Here is an 18344-nt window from a genome sequence, read left to right as displayed (position 1 = left end):
CTCACCACCCTTAAAATTCTTCTCTTCTTTTTTGTTCACGATCTTGAAGCTTTGTAGTATAGGTGTAACTTCCATTTGCAAGCTCTTTTCCATCTAAAACATTGGTCATGTTTACGGTTAAATTCAGTTCTTGTTCTCCACCCGGTCTATTGGGGAATATTGTTTTTGCCATAGATGGATTGCTATTAGATAATTGCGGTTGCGCATATCCGTTGAAGTCGCTAAATGTATTACGTGGGATACTATATTGATTCGTTTGGAATCCGAAATCAAAAACAGACGGCATGTTCCCCATTTGTTTCTTAACGGTTCCAACTACATTTTTGGCTGCATCGACAACAAACCGTTTCCCTTTATCCATACCAACGCCAACACCTTCTGGAACCGCACTACCAACTGGAATCATCACTTTAGATGGACTGTTAATCTCTAGCGCTCCGGAAATAGTCTTTTTAATCTCTCCTGCAATTTCTTTCGCTTTACTATACAAGCCTCCCGTTGCACTATCTAATCCTGTTTCAAGGCCTTCTATAATTGATTTACCGATGGAACTTAGATTTATAGAACTGAAAAATTTTTCAACTGTATTCCATTTTTCCTCAATACCATTCTTTATTTCTTGCATTTTATCTGTAACAGCTTTTTTCTTTTCTTCAAATTTCCTTGAAACTGTATTTTTTATTTCCTCTACCTTATTGCTTGCAGAGGTTTTCATATCTTCATATTTATTGGTAACATCTGACCACATTTCTTTCATTTTTCGGACAACATCGTCTTTCATAACTTGATATTTAGATTTTACTTGTCCAGTCTCCCAATCTACTTGATTTGCATGTTCACCAGCTTGCGCTTTTGCTTCACTTACAATTTCTTGATGTTTATCTTTTGCAGTAGAAACTGTACTATCATACTGGCGTTTTGCCTCTGCAATGATTGCGTTCGCTTCATCAGCAGTAATGGTTTTATTTTCATCGCGCTGACGAATTGCCTCTGCAATTTTTTCATCACGAGTCTTTTTCGCATCTTCAATAACTTTATCCCTTGCTTTGGCGCTATTCTCTACAACTTCCGCTGCCTGTCTAGCTGAAATTTCACTAGCTTGCACTCGCATATTTTCAAGAATAACCTTTTGTTCCATTTGATTTTTAGACATATGCTCTACAGCAACTCTGTCCATTTCATCCTGTAATGCCTGTAAAGAAATACGTTCGGATGTTGTTAATTCTCTATTTTCCCTAGCTGCCGTTTGTAGGATTTCTTTAATTTTATTTTCTTTTTCTTGGGTTTTTAATTTTTCTTGTTCGTAATGTTGATTCATTTGTTCAATCCGCTTATTTTCTTCTTCCGCGGTTAATACATAAGAATCCGCAAAGAACTTTTTAAGTCCTTCAATTTCCTTTTGTTGTCTTGCATTTGTTTTTTCGATAATGTTGTTAGCTAATTTGTCATACTGCCCAATTAGCTTTTGCGACTGTTCTTCTGTTATTACTTGATGGTTTAGTCTAATTTCAGTTAACTTTTGTCTAATACCATCAGATAGCTTGAAATACTCACTAAGAACTTTCTTTGTGGAGGAACTAACTTTTCCTTCTGTATTCGTAGCAAAGCGATCTACTGAAGCGATACTATCTTCAGTTGCTTTTTGATATGCTTTATATGCAACAACTCCAGTTCCGATAAGAGCAGCTGCTATCAATCCGACCGGACCAAGTAATAAACTTATTGCACCACCTAAGAATCCAACTGCAGCACTAGCAAGACCTGCAGCACCACCAACAATTCCTAATGATGTTGCTAATGCTCCAATCCCTGACATGATCATTCCAACCGCTGCTAAAACTACACCTATTGCTGTAGCCACCGCTGTTAATACAAGAACAATACCAGCGGTAATTGAAATAGCTTTTTGTACCGGACCTGGCAATGCGTTAAATCCATCCACAAGCTTTTGCAATCCCGCAACAAAAGCACTAATCACAGGGGCAAGCGCGTCACCAATTGTCTTTTTCATTGTATCGAATGCTCCACTCAATTGTTCAATACGACCTTTCAAAGTGTTCATTTTCGTATTAGCGGTTTCTAAAGCAGTTACTTTAGACATCTCACTATACATCTTATTTACACCTTGTGCGCTTTCATTAAACAAAATTGTCGCACCGCGAACTGCATCCGAACCAAATAACGTTTCTAAAGCCATGCTTCGTTGTTGATCTGTTAAATCTTTCATGGATTCATGAAGAATTCCTGATATATTCTCTAAACTTTGGATTTTCCCTTGTTGATCGTAAAATTTTGATGATAAGAAAGCTGAACTCGTAGCTAATTCACGGAATGTAGTTTCACATTTATCATTCCACTTCTTAACTCCTTCTGTTTTCATTACATATTTTTCTAAAGCAACTTCTATATCCCCTACATTTCTGGAGGCTGGTTGGATGCCGTTTTTAACCAAGAAATCAAAACCAGCTTGTGCATTGTATGTGATTAAACCCAAATCTTTCATTTTGTTATACGCTTCCTTAGTTGATGGATTTAACCTCATAAGCATAGTTTTCAACGAAGTACCTGCATCCGAACCTTTTAAACCATTTTGAGCGAATACCGCTAAAGCTGTTGATGTATCTTTAAATGTCATACCTGCTCCTGCTGCAACTGCTGCAACTGCTGATAAACCGTATTTCAGTTCATGTACATCAGTCGCTGATGCGTTAGCTGCACCTGCAAGTAAGTTAGCTGCATCCGTAACGCTTAAACCATCCTTTTTAAATGCATTTAAGGCGGTTGAAGCGATTTCTGCTGCTTCTCCTAACTCTAGTTCTCCAGCAGCCGCTAAGTTTAGAGCTCCCTCTAATCCGCCATTAATGATATCCGTTAAGCCAACACCAGCTTTTATTAATTCTTCAATTCCTTTTCCGGCTTCTACAGAAGAATATTTCGTATCTTCCCCATATTTAACAGCTAATTCGGAGAGCTTACTCATTTCTTGTCCTGTCGCACCAGATACCGCTTTTATGTTAGCCATCTGTTGTTCAAAGTTCATAGATTCTTCCACAGCTGATTTTAAACCTCGACCAATTGCATAAGTCATACCACCAAATACCATGCCGATCTGCATTCCGGCATTTTGCAAATGATTACCTAATGTCTCCATACGATTACCGAAGTTCAATAGACGATTGCCTTGCTGTTCTAATTCACGATTTGACTGCTGTAATCCAGTTTCAAATCGATTAAGTTCAGCTGTTGCCCGATGAATTTGTTCAGCGTATCTTTGTGCTGATTGACTCGCTTCGCCTTCTTCTGTTTTAGCGCGATTATAGGCTTGTTGAAGTTCCCTAATCTTCTCTTTTTGTTTATCTACCGTACGAGATAAAACATCAACTTTAGCTCTTGTTTGTTCAGTCGCATTAGAAAAACCGCCCATGCCTGCTGTAATAGACTGAAATTCAGCCTGTAGGGATTTTAAAGAATTATTTAATTTATCCATCCCTTTTTGTTCAGCCTGCTTATTTACTTGCTTTAATTCATTTTCAAATCTATTTAAATCAGCAACAGCTTTATTAACTTGTGAAGCGTATCGCTGAGTTGCTGCATCATTCTCACCTAATTTAGCCTTATTTTGATCATATGCTTGCCGTAACGCTTTAACTTTCTCTTTTTGTGCGTCAATGAGCCTACTTAGAGTATCCATTTTCGCTTGTGTTTGTTGGCTAGCACTAGCGAAACCGCCCATCCCTGTACTTACAGATTTCAATTCGCTCTGTAGTGTCCTTACCGCACGTCCTGAATTTGCTATACCTTGACGGAAATTCACATTATCAAGGGAAAGCTTAACTACTAAATTATCCATTTCATTTGCCAATGTCTCACCCCCTCGTTAGATAATGTTTTCAGCTGGAACTTCTATTTCATTTGAATTTTGATTTTCACTATTTGAATTACCTTGTTCACGATACTTTCCATTTAGCCTTAAATAATGCCAAATATCCATTTCGTTATCGATATGATGATGTTTATATCCTTGACGTAATAAAGAGAGGTAGAGCTCGTCCATAAACTCACTGAACGTTATCCCTCCCCCCTCTACGCGTTTGGGTTTTCTTCTTCTCCAGTTCCAGGTGTACCACTAGCTGCTTCCACAGTTTCATTGATAACAGTGTTAATTACCTCTGAAGTTGTCGATAAAAACTTACGAGCATCCACACCATCCCAATATTGATCTAATGTAAATTGTTCATCGAAAACATTCACTACAAATTGAACCATTTTATCCATATCCTCTGGACCAGGATTATTTGGAATATCAGCAAGCTCAGGTGCTTGACGGATTAAACGAGCTGGAATGAACCCCGGTAAATTAAAAGTTTTCTTTTCCTTATTGATTCGTAATGTTAGTTTCATAGTTTATTCCTCCTTAGTTAATAAAAAAAAGAGAGAGCTTTTGCTCCCTCTTATTGACCTGATGGTGGTTGATTAACTGCTTTTTCGTATACCTTTTTAAACCAATTATCTCCGATAGCTTTTGTAAATGTAGGTTCATCAGCATCAGCCGTGAATTTTGGTCTATCATCAAAATCACGCTCAATGAATGATCCTTTAAGTTTTGTTGTTTGGAAGTTAGGCTTGTCTTTTTTCGTTTCAGCTTCTTCTTCCTCTTGTGAAAGTTTTCCTTTAAGTAACCAAACATAACGATACTTACCGTTAGCCTTTAAAAAACGGTATCCAATCGCTAAATATGGTTTTTCCCCCTCTCGTTTCTCGTCTAATACACCATCCTTAACTTCTGGATATCCTTCAATATCTGCTTTCGTGGATAGTGAAAGTCCTCGAACTTCAATTTCAACCTCGACTTCACCGTCAGACTCAGCGATTTCTGATTTCTTGTTATCGCTCCACATAATCTCAGAAGCTACCTTTTTAGATGTTTTAACCTTTACGGCACCTTCCATTTTCTTCACGTCTGAATACGAAACTCCTGTCGCATCATCTTTTAATATTTTTGAATATACAAGACTATCTACACCGACAGTCGAACTAATTGTAACAATCTCTCCAGCCATCTATAACTCCACTCCTTTCGCGAATCGCATCGCGTAATGATAAATTTGTGTATCATCTTCATATAGATCAGCAACCGCATAACGTGAGAAACCAATACTTTTCATGACTTCATTCACTTTTTTATGGATTGCTGTTGTACTACCTTTTGACCAAATATCGATTTGGAATAAGATTTCACTTTCAATTTCTTCATTATCCGCAAAGCCATCTGGCCTATTGTCTAATTCAAAAAATGTAATCCGTGGAAACTCTTCTGCATTTTTGGCTTTACGATAATAAACACGCTTGCCACCCAATAAAGAAACAAGCTCCTGATTATTCTCAAGAACTTGTAAAATATCCGGGCGTAAATTTATCACAGGTTTAGCCTCATTTCATTTTTTAAAATATCTGTCATAGCACGAACTGCGGCTTCCTTTGAAGAATTGAAGCCAGGTTCTATAAATGGTTCAGCTGGCATTTTTGACGTCCCCCATTCATGAAACTTTAAATAGAACCATGGGGAACGATCTGCTTTATCGATTCCGATTTTAACTGTTTTAATACCACCTTCAAGTTTAGCTTTCGTAACTTTTATATGATCAGCACCATGTTGGCCAGTACGCCACGGTTCACTTTTAGACGGTTTCTTAGGACTATCACTTCTTGGTGCTCGTTCGGCAATCGCTTTTCGAATAGGTTCGCCACCTGCTGCAAGAGCTTTATCTTCAATCTTTTCTCCACGTAATCCCATTTGTTCTAATTCGGAGACTAAACGATCAAATCCTAAGAAATCAACACCATTAGCCATTCATTCCACCACACTTCCACATGATTGATAACGTGTGTTTTTCAGTTGGAATAACTGAAACAATGTCATAAATCGTGGTCTTATATTTGATTTTCATATCTGCATTCATACCGCCACGGTATCGAATTTCTGTTTCACCTTGCACTTCACTGTTGGCTGCGGCTGCTTCAAAGTACTTTCTTCCCTTTAAAAAAATGAAGGAGCCCCATACAGTGAAAGAGTCTTTATAACCATCTATTGGTTCACCATCCGGGCCCTTCGCATCCTCATCTTTTATTTGAAATACAAGACGTTTATCTAATTTACCTGGATTCATGTGGAATCACCTACGCAATATTGCAATTGAACTAATATTGACTGCAAACTAAATGCTAATTGTTCAGCTTTCCCAACTGCTTCACGGTTTTCATACCAATGAGCAATTAAAATACGAGCCGCTAATTTAGCAAGCTCGCTCTTTAAATCTACATTTTTACTTGTTGCATTCTTAATATATATTTCAGCTGCTGTTATAAAGGATGAAATGAGGGAGTCCTCCTCATCGCCATCCACACGAAGATACTCTTTAGCTTCCTCTAATTTCAGTACCAAGAAGGACACCTCCTATATCATTAAGCTCCAGGTTTCGCCACAACTGTAATTTGTCCATACACAACCGCTTCTGAATCCCAAAGCGTAACGTCTTCACGTTCGATTGCTCGGAACTCAGAAGTATTTGATCTCCATGCGTTTCCACCTTCTTTAGTCATATCGATAGATAATTGTTTTCTATCCCAAAGAACAATCGCTTCTTTCAAATCCCCAACAATGAATGGTGCTTTTCCGTCTTTATCTGTAGCAATTGTCTTATTGGATAAAACAATAACTGGTTTTCCTGACAATAACTTACGAGTTGGATTTGTTGGGTCTGGTTGAAGTAGCGGACGGCCATCCTTATCTTCTATTTGATCTAAGTAATTGAATCCATCTTGGTTTGTAAAAATGTTTGCTACAGCCGAAAAAGCTGGATCTAATGTGACATTTAATGCGGTTTTAATTCCTTTATAATCCTTAAAATCAACCTTTGTTAACTTGTTAACTTCTTGCAAAATTAAATAGTTACGAGTTGCAATGGATTTTTTCGCGATCCATTGACGTAAATAACTTTCTAAAGCTTGATCTGTATCATCTAACAAGTCATTTGGTACTGGTAAGAATCCAGCGTAATCTTCAATAGCATAAGATAAACGATCAAATTGTGGTGAAGCAATTTCCTGCATCGCATTTGGATTTCCATACTCAGATAGTGGAGCAAAAGGTGTAGATGCTGCACGTTTTTCTAATGTACGAGATCCTTTATTTGTTGAAACAGGTTGTACACTTACATATTGCTCTAAGCTATCAACCGTTTGTTTTAGCTGATTAATTGTTGTAGTAATATCCTCAGGGACGATATAACCGCCATCCTTGCCCGTATTCTCTGATAAGGATGCTTTATATTCCTGCATAACACTTATTTCATCATGGCTTAATGCTTGGCCACGTAAAGCTTTCATAAATACTTCTTTATACGATGTATCTTCATTTTGAACTGATGCTGGAGGTAACACTCCAGTTTGTGCATTCACAGGATCAGGCACTTGGATTTGCTTCATTGCTAGATAATTATCTAGTTCATTTTTTGCGTTTTTCGCTTCCTCAATTTTCGCTTTTGCATCTTCATATTTACCGCTATTGTTAAACTCTTCTGCTTTTGCTTTTAAATCAGCGACTTTCTGACGTAATTCTTGTTCATGTTTATCCATTCGGTATTTCCTCCTTATTTTTGGCACAAAAAATAGACCTATAGTTCTAACAGGTCTAGTGCATTTTGAATTTTTAATTGTTCATTCTTCGGAAAAGAAGGCGCTTTTGCTACTATTTTACTTGGTGTTTTTTGATATTTATCAAAGTAATCACTCATACATGCTGCGACTTCTTTTGCTTCCACAACTTCGATGTTGAAGTATTTTTCAGCTTGTTCACCACTTAACCAGGTCTCTGCATCTACTAATTGCTGTATTTCTTCAATTTCAATACCTTCTTTTAAGTTTTCCTTATATACATTCATAATTCCAGACTCAATGTTATCCAGGTCTTCTGCTGCTTTTCGGAAATCTATTGCATTTCCAGCTGCATATGTCCAAGGCTTATGAATCATTAAGAAAGCATTAGAAGGGACAACAACACGATCACCTGCCAGGGCGATTACTGAAGCGATGGAAGCTGCAACGCCATCTACATAAACAGTTTTTTGGGCCTTATTGCGCTTTAACATATTATAAATAGCTAAACCAGCGAACACTGAACCCCCACCGCTATTTACATAAATATTAAGGTTACTTTTATCATCCAATTGACCCAAAATGTTTTTTACATCATCAGGCATAATGTCAGAATCATCCCATTTCCAACCTGTATTATTTATGATGTCACCATAGATAAATAGGTCCGCTGAAGAATCCGTTTGATTTTTAATAGTAAACACGTCTTTAATTGCCCTCACCTCCTTTCAGCGACGAACCTCCACTAGCTTTCGCTAATTGGTATTCATCCGCAATCTCAATAGATACATGATTTAAATCGACTCGGCTCTTATCACCTAGTTCACCAATACCATCCATATCTTCAAGTTCTAAAACTTTATTAATAGAAAATACACCTCTATCTAACATAATGTTATAGAACTCGGCTCTTGATTTTTGATCTGCTCTTAATAAGCTTGCTAAATTAAATTTTAGATAGTAACGCTTTTGCTCATTAAATGAGAATGTTTTATAAGAAAACTCTTCTTCATACTGAATAAGTATCGGACTCAATGTATTTTGAATAAAATCCAATGCCTGTTGCTCAATGTTTGAGAATGTAGCACGATCTAACTCATTAATCATGTGCAATGGAATATTAAAGATGTTTGCAATCTCAGCTTTATCGAACTTCATACCTTCAATAAATTGAGCATCTTTCAATGGCATTCCCACCTTCTCAAATTCTAAACCAGCATCTAAAATTGCAATTCTTTGAGCATTATTTAAACCTGTATTTGCTTCTTCCCAAGAATCACGAAGTACATCTTTCGCTTCTTTACCAAGTGCTTGTTGAGTTTTTAATATTCCACTATGAGCTGCACCGTTTGTAAAAAACTTACCTTTAAACTTTTGTGCCGCCTGTGAGCTACCTATAGACTCTCTTGCAATTTGAATAGGCGGTTTTCCTTTTAGCCCATCAGTGGACAATGTAGTAAGATGAATGATATCATCATCAGGTATTTTTACAGGTGTACCGTCCGGTAAACTAGTGAAATACCATAATTTATTTGTCTTTAAGTCCACAGTTGGAGTTGTGACAGCTGGATTCAATGCCCATAATTCTTTTGGTCTGCCATCCACACCCCAATGGATATTGATATAAGCATTTCCCCATGTATTACGATGCGTTTCGATTAAATGTTTGAATTTAAACGGACTTTGATACGGATTTGGACGTTTTTCTAAAACAATCGACACTTGATGCAGCTTATCTCGTTCTCTTCCCTTTGATGTTTTTCTAAAAACCTGAAAAGGAAGCATTGCAACACTATTTGCAAGGATGTTAATGCATCGATACACTGTCGGAACGCCTAAAGATGACTCAACCGTTACCTTTTCACCGCTTGCGGCCTGATAACCAAATATACTTTTAAACCAAGGTGATGGATTTTTTAAATCTGTCATATCTTGATTCTTAAATAACTGTCGAAAAATCAAAAGTTTCACCTCCTTTCTATCTTCTTATCATTACCACCCCCAACATTGTGAGAATAAGTCCTAATAGATACCAGCCGTAAATTGGATTAATAAAAAAAGTCGTCCCAACAATGATGGACAACCCCGAAATAAGTAAAATATCTTCTAAAATACTAATAAAAAACAATAAAAAACGCATGTAATTCCTCCTAAAATGAGAAATCTTGACTTAAGATATATGAATTTAAGTCCATCTCACCAGAATTGAGGATACAACGAACATGTGAGTTTATTACAGCCGCAATCGGATCAATTCTTTCTGTTGCTTTTGACTTGTCTAACATAATGTTTTCATTAGCATCCTGCCTCGTTATAGCATTACTAGTTGCCCAATTTAATACAGGGTTGTTATTGTGGATGACTTTCTTTAGATACACTTGTTCTCTAAAATCTTTTGTAGGGCCTGATAAAGTCGCCATTCCTTGGCGTATCTCTATCATCGTATATCCTTCAGCTTCCATATCTTGCATAAACTGTGTTGCATTCCATGGATCAGCACATATTTCTTTAATTTTGAACTTATTCTTTTTCTCCATGTTTCTAATATGTGTTTTGATAAATTCATAATCAACTACTGCACCAGGCGTTGTCGTGATCCATTTTTGTTGTACCCACAGATCATAAGGAACTTTATCCGTTTGTCTCTTCTCAGTTAACGTATCTTCCGGCATAAAGCTATGACTTAAAACAATATACTTATCATCCTTCTTGAACTCAAATGAAATGCTCGTTAAGTCGATTTTGGCGGATAAGTCGACTCCTACTGTACATTCCAAACCTTTTAATTCAGATAATTCAACAGTTCCATCGCAATCTTTCCACTTTTTCATATCCATGTAGCCGTTTTCCTTCATATCAACCCATCGATTCATATTTTTAGTAAGGAAATTCCGCATTTTCTCTGGCACATCTAATGCTGATTGTAACTCTCCTTTTAAAAAAGAGCACCCTTCTTCATAACTACATAAAATAGGATTTGCCTTCTCCCATACATTTTGGTTTGTAATTTCATCATCCTTATCTAATTCATTGACCATTACAAAGTATTCTTCATTTTCAATATCAATATTTGAATCTAGAATCTTAGAAACATATTGATATTCCACACGATAGCAAGGGTTACTCAAATTAAATCCTGCTGTCGTAATAATCATCATTAATGGATTAGGACGAGCTCCCGAACCAGATACAAGAACATCATATATTTCAGAAGTAGGATGTGCATGGTATTCATCGATAATACCGCACTGAACATTCAATCCATCACCAGATTTACCAGCATCTTTTGAAAGTGCGGAAATAAAAGAATTTGTCTTTAAGTGTTCAATTTTCCCATAAGCAATATTAAATTTATCTTTTAGATCGTCACATCCATTCATTTGGGCCTTAATCTCATTCCAAACAATTTTACTTTGCTCTGTTTTTGTGGCACCAACATATACTTCAGACATATTCTCACCAAGGGCCATTGCTTCATATGAGCCAACGCACGCTAAAGATTGTGACTTTGCATTTTTACGTCCTACTTGCCAATACGCTTTTTTGAATCTTCTTAAGCCTGTATTTCGGTGAACCCATCCATAAATATTACTAAAAACAAAGATTTGTATAGAATGCGGTTCAATTCTTTGTCCAGCCAGTTTCCCTTTTGTATGTTTAAATAAAGACATCCATTTTAAAAAACGAAGTGCCTTTTCTTCATTGAAAACATAAGGGAAATCTTCAGAACCTTCACGCTCAATATCTCTTAAAAATCGTTTGCACGCTTGTTTATGTTTCTGACAGGCAATGACCTCACCACTTAGTACATCATCACAATAGTCCAACATCCATTGTCTAATCATGTTATACGTCAAACTCCTTTTCTACGTTAGTTTTCGGACCTTGTTTTATATTTGGAATTACAATTTTTGCTCTTGCACTTGGTGTAAGACCAAACTCAACAGCCAAAGCCTTCATTTGCTCATGTAATTGCTTCTTCTTTGTAAGTAATGGATGTGGCACTTTATTGGTTTCAGCCGCTTTATTGGTATACTCAACAAGTAGTCCTTCTTCTCGAATAATCTTGGTGCATTCAACATAGTCAGAAAAAGCATCACAATAAGTTGCTAGTGCATTCACATCTATGTTTGTAATGACATCCAACTCTAATAATTCACCTGCAATTCGTTTGAACTCTCTCTTAGCAACTGAATCTAACCATGTGGGTGGTTTTACTTTATCCTTTTTTGCTTGTAACTTTTTTTCAGCCGCTAACCTTTGATCGATTTCTTCTTTTGTTAGTCGACTTGTATTTCCTTCTAATAAATGTAGATGAATCGGTTTAGCTTTTCTTCCTATGAGAACCACCTCCTTCAGCCGAACCCCCTTTTATGGAATAAAACGAAATTTTTGCACAGAAAGCTAGGCGGCGGTCTCCAGGGATTCGCCTTTTGCTTTTTTAAGGTGGGGGGTTGTTTATGAAGTTTTTCTTTCGAATTATTTTTTGTTTTTCTTTTCATCTTCTTTTGTTTTCTTATTATGGCAAGCATGACAAAGTGTTTGTAAATTATATGGTTCTAATCGTTTTGACCAATCAACACGAATAGGTATGATGTGATCGACTACATCACCTATCTTAATGATGTCCTTGCTTCTACATTGAACACATAGACCATGATCTCTACGATAAATAAGCTCACGCATATCCTTCCACAGTCTTGAGTTGTAGAATGAACGTGAGCTTTTGTTTCGAATATGTTTGTCATAATATCTTACGGTTTCTTTTTCCTTTTCGATATGCTTAGCGCAATACTTATCCCGTGTTAGTTCGTTGCAACCTAACGACTTGCACGGCTTAAATGGTTTACTTGGCACCTTCCATTCTCTTTCTTAACCGTTTCATTTCATCCTCGATAGCAAGGTTCTTCTTGTTAATACGCTCATGACACTTTGCAATGTCAGCTTGATGCTTACGAATCTTATCGTTCACATATGCTGCAACATGTTCATGGCCGCAATGATGACAAATAAAGAAACACTTCTCAATACGATTAGGAAGTTGTGTTACTTGTGGTTGCATGTCGTAATCTTTATTACAGTTCGAACAATAGACTTGCACCTACCCTCACTCCTTTAGAAAGAATATTCTGATTATATATTTACAAATAAATACAAGTTGTTATAATGAAATTAACATTGCCATCTGGAAAAGTAATTCGCCCCCCAAGCGAGTTCCTTTTCCTTTTTTTATGGCTACTTTTCCAAGAATTCATCTACCGTTTTACCAAGCAAACTAATCATAGCTTCTCTCTTTTGCTTTGGTGTTGTATTATCTTGCATCTCGTCAAATATAGGAATTGCATTTTCTAATTTCTTTTTATCGATACGCTCATTTACAAGATCTGTTCCTAACATTGAAATGAATGTTCCAATCACAATGGCTTGTTCTTGTTTAGTTAGTTTCATTAGCTATCTCCCCCTGCATTTCCTTAACATGTTCTTGAAGCTATTTCCCTTTCTGTTTCCGTAATTCTCGTAACACCTTCAGCTATTTTCCTTCCGTTTATTAGAACAGGAACATCTATTCTAATCACATCATTCTTTTTAGTGAATTTTCCCATAACCTTTTCTAGCTTCTCTAATGCTTCCGCGCATTCATTTGCAGCTTCTGTTACTTCCTTAATCTCTTCCAATGCTTCATTTGTATCAGCAGTTACTTCAATAATTAATTTGTTATTAGCCATTTTGTTTTTCCCCCTTTTGAAAAGCTAACTCTCTAGATAATCTTCTCGTTTCTTCTACATCTATAGATTTGCATTTCAGACAAGCTACATAAATGCCATCATCACCTGGAATACGAATATTAGTCCACTCGTGCTCACATTGATTATCCATCATTCATCCTCCTCCAAAATAAAAAGCACCCGAATGGATGCTTTAAGAACAATTATTTATTTACAATCAAATTACGGTATGTGAAGTTTTATTCTTCTCTCAGCCAACAACCACGACAGACACCATCGGAAAACTTATCAGGTTCTCCTAATTCTGTCTACCTAGGATGTTGTTAGCTCAAAGAAGAGCAAAAGCTCTCCTTTATATTAACGGTACATTCAATCTTTACCATCTGCTGGTTTCGGATTTTAGCTTGCCGCCAATATGGGTCGTTTAGAAATTTTGAAACAACATAGTGAGTTGTGTTTTCCGCCACTTCTCACAATACAAATATATCACGTGAACTCCAAAACAACCGGCACATTTCCTGCCAAAAAGCGGTCACGACTCTGCCACTTATTTTTATATCCTTCTCTCATGTATTTTCTCTTAATGACTTACCCATATCTTATATTGTGTGTAACTGACCTCTTTGCTGAATCCCTTGGTATCATTGATTTTATTTCACTTTCTCTTTTGAGTTACACAGTACGAAATTTATGAGTAACTGTATAGAATTAAAAAGAAAAAGCAATGCTTAGATTTTAAACCTAGTCATTGCTTTATCCATTGCATCTTGGTTTACACCTATATAACGTAACGTGACCTTCTCTGACGAGTGATTGAATATCTCCATGAGTAATGCTATGTTTTTCGTTTGCATGTACATATGATAGCCGTACGTCTTTCTCAACGTATGTGTTCCTATTTCGTCTAGTCCAAACACTGCCGCTGCTCCACTTAATATCTTATATGCCATGCTACGACCAATTGGACGATTCCCACCTTGTCTACTTTGTAATAAATACTCATTGTCTTCTCTTTCTTCAATAAACCATTTAAGTTCTCTTTTAAGAGATGCAGTAATTTGTATTCGTTTCTGCTTCCCTGTTTTCTTTTCCCTCATAGATATATGACTGCCCTTAACATCTCCTACCTTCAGTTTCAAAATATCTGAGATTCTAAGACCTGTATTAATGCCCATAATGAAGAGAATGTAGTTACGTAAGCTCTTTCCCTTAAAATACTCTTTAAGCTGCTGTATTTGCTCTGGATCACGTATCGGTTGAACAAAGTTCATTATTCATTACCTCCCATTTCTTCTGTCTCGTAAACTTCTAATCCAAGCGCAAAAGCGAGTTTATAAAATGCTTTAGATTTCCAACGTCTATAAGTACGCTCTGACATCCCTATCTCGTTATAGACCATGTAATCACACACGTCCTCATCTTCTAAATAACGTTTATAAATGATGTCTCTCTGAATAGTTCCTGTCCGTCCGTTCCCTAATCGATTTAAAAACTGATCAATACGTACTGACATTCTTTCAAGCCACTCTTCTCGTTTACTTTGTTGAATATTTGCTATAGCAACATCTTCTAATGGTTTTCCAACTGTATGTGTAGGACCGTGCTCACGTATTTCATAAGAAGGAGTGACTTTCATTTCTTTACGCATCATCCCAAATTGTCTATGTATACGTACGCTTTCCAACACACCTTCTAATTCCTCCTGTGTTGCTGTTCTATCGATTTTTGGTAAGAAAGATAATTGTTTAGTCATGTAAGACCACTCCTTTTTATTTTCAAATTACTTTTGTCTTAAAGCTCCGCGTCTACGTTCATAACGTGGGCCATGAATTCCCATTAAACCTTCAATGTCACGAGTACTTAACTTCTCTTTTCGCTTTTTCTTAGTTTTCTTTTTCGTTTGATTCGATTGTTTTTTCCACTCGCGTAATTGGTCCTTTAGTGCCTTCATATTTCCCCATCTCCCTTTTCAAAATAAAAAGGACACCTATTCCTAAAACAGCTTTAATTGCTGTTCTAAAAATTGGTGTCCTCTAGTTTTCTAGCCGGACGACATTCAATTTTCATTTATTTGATAATACCTGCTTGTACAAAAATGTTTCTCCAAGCTTTATTAACTTGGTACTTCTCTACATCTTTCGCACGACGAGTAATAGCTTTTCTAATTTTTCTTTTCTTCAAAGCTTTCATTCTCCCGACCTCACTTTATTAACCCCAAAGAAATGAGGTGGTTTTTATGAAAAGCATGAATAAATGGGTACTAGCTATTAGCTACTTTTTTGTTTTAACACTCGTTCTCCATTTATCGTTTAAAATGTTGATTTTAACTGCTATGGATCCTACTGGCTTTCCAACTTCACGATTTCTCATTGGACTGTTAACTTTAGTATGCGGCGGTTGTTTATTAGGTTTTGGAGCTAGAAAATATATTTTTTCCTCTTCAAATATTAAAAGTGAACAATGGAAAGTTGCAGCAAAGTTTACCTTGTTGACGACTCTCTCTTGTTTTACTGCAATGCTTATTTTTTATTGGGTTTAACCTTGAATTTTTTCACAATATATATCTGCCTCTGAATAAAACTCAATATTTCGTCAATAATGTAACTACAGTTTCTGATTTTCCTTCATACCCGAGGGCTTAGCGGCTAACTTTTGTTAGCTGCATTTTTTATGTTTTATACGAATAGAATTCTAAATATTTTCCGATACTATGAAAGAATTTAAAAAGTAGTTTTAAATTCTTCCCACTCTTGCTCTCTTGGTCGAGAGTCTGAGCAGTTAGCTTTTGCTAGCTGCTCTTTTAGTTATTAGTAATTTATAAGTAATTCAACTTTTCATTTTCTCGAATAAATTCCAATATTACGGCAACACTAAGTACAACCTACTTTTTCCCCAAAGTAGTCCATTTTTTGCGGTGTTTGTGAGAGCAGTTATCAGTACCAACTGCTCTTTTTTAAGTTTTATTACATAAACTTGAAATTTCCATACATACTATAATCAACCATGTAATTTTGTACTCCTAAATTCATGGGTGTAATTTCTCATTGCAGTTAGCTCTTGCTAGCTGCTCTTTATTTGTACAAGGTACTCAATTGACTGGCGCACATATAATATTCTGAGTTCCTTTCTTTATAAAATAGTCGTTATAAAATGAGGCTCGTCACGAGAGCACTTTACTAAGTGCTCTTTTTATATTCCAACTTAATACAAAATGAAATTTTTATTAAGCTTTCCTCGCATAACATTTTCAATTTTGCTTATACTATAACTGTAACTTCTAAGTTACAAAGCATTGTGGTGATGCTCTTGTTGGACAACAAAGCAGTTAGCTTTTGCTAGCTGCTCTGTATTTGTAAAAAGCACTCAATTAACTGGACTCACATATAATATTCTGAGTTCCTTTCTATATAAAATAGTCGCTATAAAATAGGTCTCGTCACGAGAGCACTTTACTAAGTGCTCTTTTTATGTTCCGAATTAATGCAAAATGAAGTTTTTATAATCATTATTAGTTAAAATTCACATATACTTTAATGAGACTGGGTATTTATTAGCGACTGGGAGCGCCCTAATAAGGCACTCCTTTTTTTCGCATTAGCAAAATAGTGTTTTTATTAAGCACATAAATTTTTCAACATTCAACATATAGAAAAAACAAGTAATATCTTGTATTATATGGGTAGCCTCAACGCAATTTTTCCATTAGCTTTTTCTAAAAAGAGCCTACCCTCACACAACAGGCTCTTTTTAGTTTGTTTACTAATAAAATAGCGTTTTTGTTTAAATCCACCTTTTTTTAACTGTGGCTTTGCTAATACTTTTGTGCTAAAATCCACTAGGATATTTATTTTAAAATTATTTTTGGAGGCTTTATGAATAATCAAAACAATAATGAAACAAACAACAGCAATAGACTATTGGCAATTTTTCTAATAGTATCGCCATTATTAATACCCATCGTGCTCCCTACAGCCATCATTGTAGGAATGAAACAATGGATGCCTGATGACGTTGAATACCCAAGTATAATGTCACTATTGACCTTATGTATTGGATTTTTCATAGTTGGGATCATCTTCTCTTTCGTATTACGTGTATTTAAATTATCTGAGGAAAAGCTAAAAGAATTAGGTTTCTTAGGATTTACAATTTCAATTGTTAGTACCTTCCTGACAATGTATGTCGGATATTTTTGGCTAGCAAAACTTAATTTCACAGCAGTGCAATTATCACCACATGCTGTATTAATCTTTGCGATTTTATCTACAATTCTTTTAGAAGCAATCTTTAAATTGATTGATAAATTTGATACACCTGATGCAAAAGAAACACTTGAATAGATATTAAAATGATTAGCTTAGAGCACATATCAACATGTGTTCTTTTTTCTTTTAATCAAATAACGATTTTATTTAAACTCGCACATACAGTAAAAACGTACATACAATGTAATGCAGTCACCTATTTTCAACACTAGCCTTGGCCGTAGAGCGCTTTTAAAAGCGCTCTTTTTATTTTAAATAAGGATTTTGTTAATAAATTTATAAAATTATCACCATTAGGCAAAAGTCACATATATTATTATGGATTGTTATTCATAGTAATTGGCGGAGCACCCTGGTCAGGTGCTCTTTTTTATTTATTAATCAAATAACGCTTTTGTTCAATTTTAATTTTCATAATGTATAATCAATTACTTATTTTCATAACCAATTAACTTTCTGCATCTATTAGTAAAGAGCTGCAATCTTGGAGGTGAACCATGTCAAAAGAAAATGAATTAAATTCCCGAGATATTTTACAAGGAGCTGCGATAGATCCAAGTTCTATTGGGCCAACATTATCACCTACTCCTCCATTTATAATTCCTACCGGCGCTACTGGACCTACCGGGAATACTGGGCCCACTGGTGACACTGGACCTACCGGGAATACTGGACCCACTGGTGACACTGGACCTACCGG

25 protein-coding genes are annotated in these 18344 nt (G+C 36.0%); 3 read left to right on the top strand and 22 right to left on the bottom strand.

Features of this window, described 5'->3' with window-relative positions; all coding sequences use genetic code 11:
- Positions 1–10 precede the first annotated feature (10 nt).
- The 22 genes from F8162_RS01060 to F8162_RS00970 form a co-directional block, all read right to left on the bottom strand.
- Positions 11–3862, bottom strand: a complete 3852-nt coding sequence (locus F8162_RS01060; RefSeq protein ID WP_151582736.1) for a phage tail tape measure protein — start codon at positions 3860–3862, stop codon at positions 11–13.
- Between the two features lie 15 nt (positions 3863–3877).
- The gene (locus tag F8162_RS28595) at positions 3878–4054 is read right to left on the bottom strand and encodes a hypothetical protein (RefSeq protein WP_192797586.1); all 177 of its coding nucleotides are present in this window, start codon (positions 4052–4054) and stop codon (positions 3878–3880) included.
- Positions 4055–4083: 29 nt separating this feature from the next.
- On the bottom strand, positions 4084–4401 hold the full coding sequence (gene gpG, locus F8162_RS01055; RefSeq protein ID WP_078206881.1) for a phage tail assembly chaperone G: 318 nt from the start codon (positions 4399–4401) through the stop codon (positions 4084–4086).
- A 50-nt stretch (positions 4402–4451) separates the two neighbouring features.
- A complete protein-coding gene (locus F8162_RS01050; protein WP_060749513.1) occupies positions 4452–5060 on the bottom strand; it encodes a major tail protein in 609 nt (202 codons plus the stop codon).
- Positions 5061–5420 (bottom strand): DUF3168 domain-containing protein, encoded by a 360-nt coding sequence (locus tag F8162_RS01045; protein ID WP_147740089.1) that lies wholly within the window; start codon positions 5418–5420, stop codon positions 5061–5063. It lies immediately after the preceding gene.
- Positions 5417–5851: an HK97-gp10 family putative phage morphogenesis protein gene (locus tag F8162_RS01040; RefSeq protein ID WP_078206878.1), complete on the bottom strand. Its 435-nt coding sequence runs from the start codon at positions 5849–5851 to the stop codon at positions 5417–5419. Before F8162_RS01040 ends, F8162_RS01045 begins: the two co-directional genes overlap by 4 nt.
- The gene (locus F8162_RS01035) at positions 5844–6167 is read right to left on the bottom strand and encodes a phage head closure protein (protein ID WP_151582734.1); all 324 of its coding nucleotides are present in this window, start codon (positions 6165–6167) and stop codon (positions 5844–5846) included. Before F8162_RS01035 ends, F8162_RS01040 begins: the two co-directional genes overlap by 8 nt.
- Positions 6164–6442 carry a head-tail connector protein gene (locus F8162_RS01030; RefSeq protein ID WP_078206876.1) on the bottom strand — a complete coding sequence of 93 codons (279 nt, stop codon included), beginning with the start codon at positions 6440–6442 and terminating at the stop codon, positions 6164–6166. The genes F8162_RS01035 and F8162_RS01030 overlap by 4 nt, the downstream gene beginning before the upstream one ends.
- Before the next feature lie 20 nt (positions 6443–6462).
- Positions 6463–7635, bottom strand: a complete 1173-nt coding sequence (locus F8162_RS01025) for a phage major capsid protein (protein ID WP_078206875.1) — start codon at positions 7633–7635, stop codon at positions 6463–6465.
- A gap of 38 nt (positions 7636–7673) precedes the next feature.
- A complete protein-coding gene (locus F8162_RS01020) occupies positions 7674–8375 on the bottom strand; it encodes a head maturation protease, ClpP-related (protein ID WP_151582732.1) in 702 nt (233 codons plus the stop codon).
- Entirely contained in the window at positions 8362–9615 is a 1254-nt protein-coding gene (locus F8162_RS01015) for a phage portal protein (RefSeq protein WP_151582730.1), read from the bottom strand. The genes F8162_RS01020 and F8162_RS01015 overlap by 14 nt, the downstream gene beginning before the upstream one ends.
- A gap of 188 nt (positions 9616–9803) precedes the next feature.
- The gene (locus F8162_RS01010; protein WP_151582728.1) at positions 9804–11498 is read right to left on the bottom strand and encodes a terminase large subunit; all 1695 of its coding nucleotides are present in this window, start codon (positions 11496–11498) and stop codon (positions 9804–9806) included.
- A gap of 1 nt (position 11499) precedes the next feature.
- Positions 11500–12003 carry a phage terminase small subunit P27 family gene (locus tag F8162_RS01005; protein ID WP_061675010.1) on the bottom strand — a complete coding sequence of 168 codons (504 nt, stop codon included), beginning with the start codon at positions 12001–12003 and terminating at the stop codon, positions 11500–11502.
- Positions 12004–12132: 129 nt separating this feature from the next.
- Entirely contained in the window at positions 12133–12510 is a 378-nt protein-coding gene (locus F8162_RS01000; RefSeq protein WP_151582726.1) for an HNH endonuclease, read from the bottom strand.
- Entirely contained in the window at positions 12500–12754 is a 255-nt protein-coding gene (locus F8162_RS00995) for a hypothetical protein (RefSeq protein WP_151582724.1), read from the bottom strand. Before F8162_RS00995 ends, F8162_RS01000 begins: the two co-directional genes overlap by 11 nt.
- A gap of 134 nt (positions 12755–12888) precedes the next feature.
- Positions 12889–13101: a hypothetical protein gene (locus F8162_RS00990; RefSeq protein WP_151582722.1), complete on the bottom strand. Its 213-nt coding sequence runs from the start codon at positions 13099–13101 to the stop codon at positions 12889–12891.
- 23 nt (positions 13102–13124) lie between these two features.
- Positions 13125–13379 (bottom strand): hypothetical protein, encoded by a 255-nt coding sequence (locus F8162_RS00985; protein WP_151582720.1) that lies wholly within the window; start codon positions 13377–13379, stop codon positions 13125–13127.
- Positions 13372–13533, bottom strand: a complete 162-nt coding sequence (locus F8162_RS28590) for a hypothetical protein (protein WP_225990129.1) — start codon at positions 13531–13533, stop codon at positions 13372–13374. The genes F8162_RS00985 and F8162_RS28590 overlap by 8 nt, the downstream gene beginning before the upstream one ends.
- A gap of 574 nt (positions 13534–14107) precedes the next feature.
- Entirely contained in the window at positions 14108–14650 is a 543-nt protein-coding gene (locus F8162_RS00980; RefSeq protein WP_151582719.1) for a site-specific integrase, read from the bottom strand.
- A complete protein-coding gene (locus F8162_RS00975; protein ID WP_151582717.1) occupies positions 14650–15132 on the bottom strand; it encodes an ArpU family phage packaging/lysis transcriptional regulator in 483 nt (160 codons plus the stop codon). Before F8162_RS00975 ends, F8162_RS00980 begins: the two co-directional genes overlap by 1 nt.
- A 27-nt stretch (positions 15133–15159) precedes the next feature.
- Entirely contained in the window at positions 15160–15330 is a 171-nt protein-coding gene (locus F8162_RS28585) for a hypothetical protein (protein ID WP_016109818.1), read from the bottom strand.
- Positions 15331–15446: 116 nt separating this feature from the next.
- Entirely contained in the window at positions 15447–15569 is a 123-nt protein-coding gene (locus F8162_RS00970) for a DUF3983 domain-containing protein (protein WP_076875652.1), read from the bottom strand.
- Positions 15570–15615: 46 nt separating this feature from the next.
- On the opposite strand from F8162_RS00970, the gene F8162_RS00965 reads away from it, so the two are divergent.
- From F8162_RS00965 to F8162_RS00955, 3 genes are all read left to right on the top strand, one after another.
- The gene (locus F8162_RS00965; RefSeq protein ID WP_098849978.1) at positions 15616–15918 is read left to right on the top strand and encodes a hypothetical protein; all 303 of its coding nucleotides are present in this window, start codon (positions 15616–15618) and stop codon (positions 15916–15918) included.
- Between the two features lie 1333 nt (positions 15919–17251).
- Positions 17252–17719, top strand: coding sequence for an epimerase (locus F8162_RS00960; protein WP_151582715.1), 468 nt, complete (start codon positions 17252–17254; stop codon positions 17717–17719).
- Between the two features lie 422 nt (positions 17720–18141).
- On the top strand, positions 18142–18344 hold a 203-nt coding region (locus tag F8162_RS00955; RefSeq protein ID WP_413226570.1), incomplete at its 3' end, for an exosporium leader peptide-containing protein.

Origin of the sequence: Bacillus sp. CH140a_4T (assembly GCF_008923725.1) — a bacterium.
Lineage (GTDB): Bacteria > Bacillota > Bacilli > Bacillales > Bacillaceae_G > Bacillus_A.
The sequence above is the reverse complement of the archived record's forward strand: the minus strand, read 5'-3'. Positions and strand labels throughout refer to the sequence as shown.